This window comes from Acinetobacter sp. CIP 101966 (assembly GCF_000369725.1).
In the GTDB taxonomy this organism is placed as follows: domain Bacteria; phylum Pseudomonadota; class Gammaproteobacteria; order Pseudomonadales; family Moraxellaceae; genus Acinetobacter; species Acinetobacter lwoffii_Q.
Genome location: NZ_KB850155.1, coordinates 2,141 through 3,785, shown reverse-complemented (window position 1 = coordinate 3,785; position 1,645 = coordinate 2,141). Strand labels below are relative to the sequence as shown.

The window sequence follows — 1,645 nt, the reverse complement described above, 5'->3', positions numbered from 1 at the left end:
TAATGACTAACCTGAAATTAGAAGGTTCGAGTGGTTCAGCGTTAAGACAATGTATTGCAGCGGTCCGCCGCGGCGGTGTGGTGAGTGTACCTGGAATTTATGCCGGTCCAATTCACGGCTTCCTGTTTGGTGATGCCTTTGACAAAGGTTTAACCTTTAAAATGGGACAAACTCATGTGCATAATTACTTGCCGCAGTTGCTAGAACATATTGAAAATGGAGATCTGTCTCCAGATCTGATTATTACCCATCGCATGAAACTGGAAGATGCTGCGGAAGGTTACCGTATTTTTGATAAAAAAGAAGAAGACTGTCGTAAAGTTATTCTGACGCCATAAATATGATTAAAGGAAAGCGCCATCAGGCGCTTTTTTACTTTGGAGAAATCGGACATTTCCATTTGGGGGTTACAACTGAATTGCGTATAAGAGATTTTATGTTAAATAAAAAAACTAGAAATATTATTTTTTTCTAATCATATAATATTGATCTAAATCAGTAAGTATTCCATTTCTTAATATATAAAAGTTCTTTTTTTTTCCTTCTCGACTTAAAGCGATTAAACTATTACCACTCAAAAATCCTACATATTCAATTTTATAAACCTTATCCTTTAAGAACAAGTCAATTATTCTCTTCTTTATTACATAGTTATATTTACTATTATTGATATTAACTTTTTGTATTTTTAGTAAATTTCCATTTATGTAGTTTTTTTCTTCCCATACTCCTAAAAAGTTTGGATTTTTTAAAAAGTTGTTCTCATGAGTGATTTTAGCAGATGTGTTTAATGCACTAAATAATAAAAGAGTACCTAATACATTAAAAGTAGACATAATAGTAATAATTCATAAGTTTTAAATATTTATAAACGGCTTTGTTGCACAAACCTATCTGTAAAGGCTTTTTCAGCGATATAATTTTCAAATGAAGAAGCCTACACACAAAATCTACCGCACAACCAATTGGCCCGCATATAACCGAGCACTCATGAGTCGCGGAAATATTGCCATTTGGTTTGATCCTGCTACGCAATGGTATGCGCCATCAAAAGGCAAACAAGGGCGAAATCAAACCTACTCCGACGCAGCCATCCAATGCTGCTTAATGATTAAATCCTTATTCCGTCTGTCTTTACGTATGGTTACTGGCTTTGTGCAAAGTCTGATTAAACTTTGCGGATTAAATTGGATAGCTCCAGATTACACCACGCTTTGTAGAAGACAAAAGCATATTGATATTGTAATCAACTACCAAAAAAGTAGCGATGGGCTGCATCTACTCATGGACTCTACAGGCATGAAGTTTCTAGGTGAGGGCGAATGGAAGCGCAAGAAACATGGACCTGAATATCGTCGCCAATGGCGTAAACTACATATTGGTATAGATGCCAAAACCCTGCAAATACGAGCAGTTCAGCTTACAGCCAATAATGTCAGTGATTCACAGGTGCTTGGTGATTTACTTAATCAGATTCCACAAGATGAGCAGATTGACTCTGTTTATACCGATGGAGCTTATGACACCAAGCAATGCCGTCAGGTCATTGCAGATCGGCAAGCGCATGCGGTAATTCCACCTAGAAAAAATGCGAAACCATGGAAAGATACAAAGATTAGCTCGCTAGAACGAAATGAATTACTTC

The 1,645-nt window shown here is 36.5% G+C and carries 2 protein-coding genes and 1 pseudogene; 2 read left to right on the top strand and 1 reads right to left on the bottom strand.

What is annotated here, in order from left to right:
- A pseudogene (locus F891_RS00020) lies at nt 1-338 on the top strand (glutathione-dependent formaldehyde dehydrogenase); the annotation flags it as partial.
- Between the two features lie 123 nt (nt 339-461).
- On the opposite strand, the gene F891_RS00015 reads toward F891_RS00020, so the two are convergent.
- Complete coding sequence (locus F891_RS00015) at nt 462-836, bottom strand: hypothetical protein (RefSeq protein ID WP_005261163.1); 375 nt, start codon at nt 834-836, stop codon at nt 462-464.
- Between the two features lie 91 nt (nt 837-927).
- Here F891_RS00015 and F891_RS00010 point away from each other — a divergent pair.
- A partial coding sequence (locus F891_RS00010) for an IS5 family transposase (protein WP_034439016.1) occupies nt 928-1,645 on the top strand: 718 nt, incomplete at its 3' end.